General features: G+C 40.8%; 6 protein-coding genes and 1 pseudogene. All 7 read left to right on the top strand.

What is annotated here, in order from left to right; all coding sequences use genetic code 11:
• A pseudogene (locus UC75_RS21715) lies at nt 1-213 on the top strand (23S rRNA (adenine(2503)-C(2))-methyltransferase RlmN); the annotation flags it as partial.
• Nucleotides 214-228: 15 nt separating this feature from the next.
• Complete coding sequence (pilW, locus tag UC75_RS13540) at nt 229-1,029, top strand: type IV pilus biogenesis/stability protein PilW (protein WP_192834221.1); 801 nt, start codon at nt 229-231, stop codon at nt 1,027-1,029.
• Nucleotides 1,020-1,811 carry a helix-turn-helix domain-containing protein gene (locus tag UC75_RS13535; RefSeq protein ID WP_005302244.1) on the top strand — a complete coding sequence of 264 codons (792 nt, stop codon included), beginning with the start codon at nt 1,020-1,022 and terminating at the stop codon, nt 1,809-1,811. The genes pilW and UC75_RS13535 overlap by 10 nt, the downstream gene beginning before the upstream one ends.
• Nucleotides 1,812-1,832: 21 nt before the next feature.
• The gene (gene ispG, locus UC75_RS13530; RefSeq protein ID WP_004698760.1) at nt 1,833-2,948 is read left to right on the top strand and encodes a flavodoxin-dependent (E)-4-hydroxy-3-methylbut-2-enyl-diphosphate synthase; all 1,116 of its coding nucleotides are present in this window, start codon (nt 1,833-1,835) and stop codon (nt 2,946-2,948) included.
• Entirely contained in the window at nt 2,945-4,237 is a 1,293-nt protein-coding gene (gene hisS, locus UC75_RS13525; RefSeq protein ID WP_013198977.1) for a histidine--tRNA ligase, read from the top strand. The genes ispG and hisS overlap by 4 nt, the downstream gene beginning before the upstream one ends.
• A 27-nt stretch (nt 4,238-4,264) precedes the next feature.
• A complete protein-coding gene (locus UC75_RS13520; protein ID WP_004794712.1) occupies nt 4,265-4,963 on the top strand; it encodes a YfgM family protein in 699 nt (232 codons plus the stop codon).
• Nucleotides 4,963-6,108, top strand: coding sequence for an outer membrane protein assembly factor BamB (gene bamB / locus UC75_RS13515; protein WP_049837905.1), 1,146 nt, complete (start codon nt 4,963-4,965; stop codon nt 6,106-6,108). Before UC75_RS13520 ends, bamB begins: the two co-directional genes overlap by 1 nt.
• Nucleotides 6,109-6,249: the final 141 nt, after the last annotated feature.

Genomic DNA, 6,249 nt, shown 5'->3' with positions numbered 1-6,249 from the left:
CCATATGGTCGCTCAAGCCGAAATCGAATTATCTCGTTCCAAAAAACTTTGTCTGATGCTGGATTTGTGTGTACGATTCGTCAAACACGTGGTGATGATATTGATGCTGCATGTGGACAGTTAGTCGGTCAAGTGGCCGATAGAACTCGTCGTGCTGAACAGTGGCAGAAGAAAGTTACACAGCGTCAAGAGATTTTGCGTACACAGGGATAAAATTGAGGGCAGGCTTTGAGTACTCCAAAGTTAAAAACGGTATTATGGATGGGGGTTGCAGTTGCATTTCTGGTAAGTGGTTGCCAGACAACGCATGTGCAAAAGAAAGACCCAGAAAAAGCGGTAAAAGTGCGTACACAACTTGCTGCTGAACATATCCGTTCGGGTGACTTGGATTCGGCAAAGCGAGCTCTTGATCAAGCTTTAAGTGTAGATAGCCGCGATGCAACGGCAAATATGATGATGGGCATTTTGCTACAGCAAGAAGGTAGCAAGCCAAACTTAGAAAAAGCAGAACATTACTTTAAACGAGCAATTTCATCTGAACCAGATAATGCTCAAGCACATAATAACTATGGTACGTACTTGTATCAAATGGAACGCTATAATGATGCGATCGAGCAATTTCGTATTGCTGGCACAACATTAGGTTATGACCAACGCTATCAGGCGTTAGAAAATCTAGGGCGTATTTATTTAAAATTGGGTGATGTTGCGAATGCTGAAAAAACATTCAAACAAGCACTCCTTGCTAACCGCGACTCTTATATTTCAATGTTAGAGTTAGCGGAAATTTTTTATTTGCAGCAGCAGATTCCGGCTGCTACACAAATGTATGAGCAATATGTTCATACAGTGGGGCAGAAAAATCAGGGTGCAAGAGCACTTTGGATTGGTGTAAGAGTGGCTCGAGCCAATGCGGATAAAATGGGAATGCAAGTGTTAGTAAACCAGTTACGTGCTTTGTTCCCGGAAAGTCCAGAATATCAACGTTATTTGCAATTACAGTATAGTACTGAGGCCGTATGGAAATAAATCCTAATTCACAGCAGCCAACTGGCTCAAGCTTACCGACTTCTGCTTTAGGAAATATTCAACGTCCTGGTGAGTATTTACGTCAAATTCGAGTTGCTCAGAATAAAGAGTTAGGGCAAGTTTCTTCAGATTTAAACATGCCGGTTAAGACTCTAACTGCTTTAGAGCAAGATGATTACAAGTCATTGCCAGAAGCGACTTTTATTAAGGGTTATTACCGTTCATATGCAAAATATTTAAATACAGATGCGACGGCAATTATTCAGCGCTTTGATGAAATTTATGCAAATGATACCGGGCTTTTACCAAACCATGCCTTAAACAACTCGCCGATTAAAATCATGGGTAAACTCCCTGGTTCTAATAGTGACCGTAATAAGAAATGGTTGAAGCGTGCACTTCTTGCAATCGTGGTTATTGCTGTTGTGTCATTGATTGTCATGGGTATTCAAAAATGGACTTCTAAGAAAGAAGATGCTGATTTACCTAAAGTAAATCAATCTAGTGTTGAAGTTTTACCTATGAAAGGAAATGCTACCTCAACAGTGGGTGATCAATTGGTGCTAAACTTTAACCGTCCAACGTCTGTTCATATTGTTGATGCAACAGGTAAAGTTTTGGCGACAGGCCGTCAGTCATCAACTTTAAACTTAAATGGCGAGTCTCCATTTCAGATTCGTCTTGATGATGCAACTGCGGTGTCATTAAGTTTAAACCAAGAACAGATTTCATTGTCTCCATATACGGTAAACGGTAAAGCTGAATTCCGTTTATCCCGCTAATACCATGAGTTGAGCGATACAATGATAGAGAACCCAATTAAACGTCGACCAACACGCAAAATTCGTGTTGGGTCGGTGTATGTCGGTGGCGATGCACCTATTAGTGTGCAAAGTATGACAAACACTGAAACTTGCGATGTTGATGCAACCGTTGCTCAGATTGAGCGTTGCGTTGATGCAGGTGCTGATATTATGCGTGTTTCGGTCCCATCTATGGAGGCTGCTGAAGCATTTGGCGCAATTCGTAAGCGCGTTTCAGTACCATTAGTTGCCGATATTCATTTTGACCATAGAATTGCTTTGGCAGTTGCAGATTATGGTGCAGACTGTTTGCGTATTAATCCGGGAAATATCGGGTCAGACCAGAAAGTTCGTGAGGTCGTTGCTGCGGCACGTCATCATGGTATTTCAATGCGTATTGGTGTGAATGCGGGTTCTCTAGAAAAAGATTTACAGAAAAAATATGGCGAGCCTACAGGGCAAGCACTTCTTGAATCAGCTTTACGTCACATTGATATTTTAGACCGCCTTGATTTTCATGAGTTTAAAGTTAGCGTAAAAGCCTCAAATGTGTTTTTAACCATGGATGCTTACCGCTTGCTTTCTCAGCAAATTGATAATCCATTACACCTTGGTGTTACCGAAGCGGGTATTTACCGTACGGGTACTGTGAAATCAGCGATTGCCCTTGGCGGATTATTGATGGAAGGTATTGGCGATACAATGCGTATTTCGCTTGCTGCCGAACCAGAAGATGAAATCAAGATTGGTTTTGATATCTTAAAATCGCTTGGTCTACGCTCTAACGGGATTAACTTTATTGCTTGTCCGAGTTGTTCACGCCAAGAATTTAACGTTATTCAAGTGATGCAAGCTTTGGAAGAACGTTTAGAAGATATTCGTACTCCAATGGATGTGTCAGTGATTGGTTGTAAGGTAAATGGCCCGGGTGAAGCAAAAGAAGCCGATATCGGGGTTGTTGGGGCTGCGCCTCGCTCACTGGTTTATCGTAATGGTGAGAAAAGCCATTTAATCGATACCGATCAATTGGTTGATGAAATCGAAACAATGGTTCGTCAACGTGTCCAAGAGCTTGAAGAAGCTAAATCTAAAGAAATTATTCGTAGTTCATCATGAGTTCAATTGTCGCAATCAAAGGTTTTAATGACGTCTTGCCAACGCAAACAGTAGCGTGGAGACGTCTTGAGCAACATTTAGCATCGTTAATGGATGCTTATGGTTATCAACAAATTCGTTTACCAATCGTTGAGCAAACGGGCTTGTTTAAACGTGCTATTGGTGATGCTACTGATATTGTTGAAAAAGAAATGTATACCTTTTTCGATAAAGGCAATCCGCCAGAGTCATTAACCTTACGTCCCGAAGGTACAGCTGGTTGTGTTCGCGCGTTGGTTGAACATAACTTGTTACGCGGTGCTACGCCACGTGTGTGGTATATGGGACCTATGTTCCGTTATGAAAAACCACAAAAAGGGCGTTACCGTCAGTTCCACCAGTTTGGTGTAGAAACTTTTGGCGTTGCGACTCCTGACATTGATGCTGAATTGATTATGTTGACAGCTCGCTTATGGAAACGTATGGGCGTTGCTGATAAGGTTCAGCTTGAGTTGAATACTTTAGGCGAAACTGATGAGCGTACAGAGTATCGCAATGCATTAGTTGCGTTCTTAAACGAACATAAAGATGCGTTGGATGAAGATTCGCAGCGTCGCTTAACAACAAATCCATTACGCATTTTAGATTCTAAAATTGAATCTACACAGAAAATTCTGGAAAATGCGCCGAAATTACATGATTTCTTAAAAGAAGATAGTTTGGATCATTTTAAGCAGTTACAAGATTATTTGACTGCTGCTGGCATCCAGTTTGTAATTAACCAGAAGTTGGTACGTGGTCTGGACTATTACAACAAGACTGTTTTTGAATGGACGACTACAGCACTCGGTTCGCAAGGCACAGTATGTGCTGGTGGACGCTACGACGGTTTAGTTGGTCAATTAAAAGGTAAGCCAGATCAATCTGTACCAGCTGTTGGTTTTGCGATGGGTATGGAGCGTTTATTGCTTCTGCTTGAGCAAGTTGAACAAGCTGAAGTTATTCGTGATTGTGAAGTCTTTTTGGTTGCAGAACCTGCTTATCAAACGAATGCTTTGATTTTAGCGGAACAATTACGTGACCAGTTAGAAGCTGCAAATAGCAGTATTCGAATCAAAACAGGTTCACAAGGCAGCATGAAAAGCCAGATGAAAAAAGCTGATCAGGCTGGAGCAATCTTTGCTTTGATTTTAGGGGAACGAGAGTGGGAAGCACAGCAGTTTGCTATTAAAGAATTAGCAACAGCTGAACAGTCACAAGTCGCAATTGCTGACCTCGTACCATTTTTAATCCAAAAATTTACAAAATAAACTGAACATCTGGAAAAGGACAATCACATGAGCTTAAGTGATGAAGAACAATTCGACAGCTTAAAGTCGTTCGCCAAAAAATATGGTTCTGCCATGATTAGCGGAATTCTCATTGCGTTGATTGCCTTTTTTGGGTGGACATACTGGCAAAAAAAGAATCTGGCAACTAGTCAGGTAGAAACTGCAAAAGTACAGCAGTTAATGGATGAAGCAAATGCGAGTGCCGATAATCCAAATGCTTTAAGTTCAGTAACTGCATCAGCAGATAAAATTGTAAAAGATGATATCGACTCTGTTCAGGCCATACAGACTCAGTTTGTATTAGCAAAATTGGCCTATGAAAAACAAGATTATGCTGCTGCTGAAAAAGCCTTAAAGAAAGTTGAAAATTCAAAAGTTAAAGATGAAGGTTTGATTCAGGTTGTAAAATTGCGTTTAGCAGATGCACAATTGGCGCAAAACAAATATGATGAAGCACTAAAAACTCTGTCTGGTAACGTCGATCCTGCATTTAAAGCAACGGTAGAAGAGTTACGTGGTGATATCTTTGTTGCTAAGAAAGATGTTGATTCTGCTAAAAAAGCGTATCAGGCAGCTTGGAATTCGTTACTAGAACGTAAACAAGAGCGACAAATTTTACAAATTAAACTCGAAAGTGTTGGCGTTTTAGTTGAAGATCCACAGATTGAGCGCCCAATTTTGGAAACACAGGTGGAAGAGTCTTAATGAATCAGAAATTCAAACTGCCTTTGGCAATTGCAATCGCATCGGCTGTACTGGTGGGATGTTCTAGTAATAAAGTAAAAGAAGTTAAACCAAATCCTCTACCGAAATTGACCGAGTCGAAAAAGACCTTAACGCCAGTGTTTTCGCGTAGTGTTTCTTCTACTGATAAAGCTGATCCATTACGTTTGCAACTTGATGCAAACGATGGTGTGGTTTTCACGCTTGATCCAAAAGGTGAAGTAGCTGCATATCGTGGTAAACAACGCATTTGGGAAAAGAAAGTCAGCAAATTAGGCTTGAGCTCTGGTGTTGAAGCTGCTGAAGGGATTGTTGTTGTTGGTAACAGTAAAGGTCAACTCTTTGCACTAGATCAGGCAACAGGCGAGCAGAAGTGGACTGCACAGTTATCTGGCGCATTGTTAAGCCCGTCATTGGTTCAATCTGGACGTGTTATTACCATTGCGAATGATGGTACTGTATTTGCGCATGATGCTACTTCAGGCCAACAAGTTTGGGCTTATAAGTTACCGAATGTCCAATTTAGTTTGCGTGGTCAGGCATCACCAGTGAGCCTTGATCCTCGTACTGTATTAATTGCTTCTGCGAATGCATATGTATATGCAATTGATACCATTAGTGGTATTCCGCGTTTCCAACGTCGTGTTGCAGTAAGTGAAGGTCGTTCTGATATTCAACGTTTAATTGATATCGATGGTGATCCTACTGTAGCTGGACAGTTTATGGTAACGACCAGTTTCCAAGGTCAAGTGACTGTAACCGATCTTGCTTCTCAACGTGTCGTTTGGAGTGAAGATTCGAGCAGTACTAAACGTCCAGAAGTTTATGACAATAAAGTATTTGTTTCTTCAACAGATGGTAAGCTAACAGCTTACGATTTAGCATCTGGTGAAAAAATCTGGGAAAATGATAGTTTGTTAAACCGTCATTTAAGTAACCCAGTTGTGCTAGGACAAGACCTTGTTGTAGGTGATTTAGATGGCGTATTACATCTTGTTGAACCAACAACAGGTAAGTTAATTGGTCGTTCAAAAACAAGTGGCGAAGTTAACACATTGCGTGTTATCGAGAATCAACTTTATGTTTCGACCCGAAAAGGCGATTTAAGTATTTGGCAGAATCGTTAATTTCGTTCGCTTGTGCTAAAATAAGCGCTTAACAAATTATGCTGTTAAAAATATCGGGGTGTTTGAATTAAATCAGTTCAAAGCCCCGTCTTTTATTATGGTCATCTCTGACCTTAAAATATATCTCCTGTACTGTTTTTA

Source organism: Acinetobacter sp. V2 (assembly GCF_001188385.1).
GTDB lineage: Bacteria > Pseudomonadota > Gammaproteobacteria > Pseudomonadales > Moraxellaceae > Acinetobacter > Acinetobacter oleivorans.
This window is presented reverse-complemented; position numbering and strand designations above follow the sequence as displayed.

Bases quoted from the DNA above. Each gene is read 5' to 3' on its own strand.
- UC75_RS13520 (WP_004794712.1), top strand. From the start codon at position 4,265: ATGAGCTTAAGTGATGAAGAACAATTCGACAGCTTAAAGTCGTTCGCC.
- bamB (WP_049837905.1), top strand. From the start codon at position 4,963: ATGAATCAGAAATTCAAACTGCCTTTGGCAATTGCAATCGCATCGGCT.
- hisS (WP_013198977.1), top strand. From the start codon at position 2,945: ATGAGTTCAATTGTCGCAATCAAAGGTTTTAATGACGTCTTGCCAACG.
- ispG (WP_004698760.1), top strand. From the start codon at position 1,833: ATGATAGAGAACCCAATTAAACGTCGACCAACACGCAAAATTCGTGTT.
- UC75_RS13535 (WP_005302244.1), top strand. From the start codon at position 1,020: ATGGAAATAAATCCTAATTCACAGCAGCCAACTGGCTCAAGCTTACCG.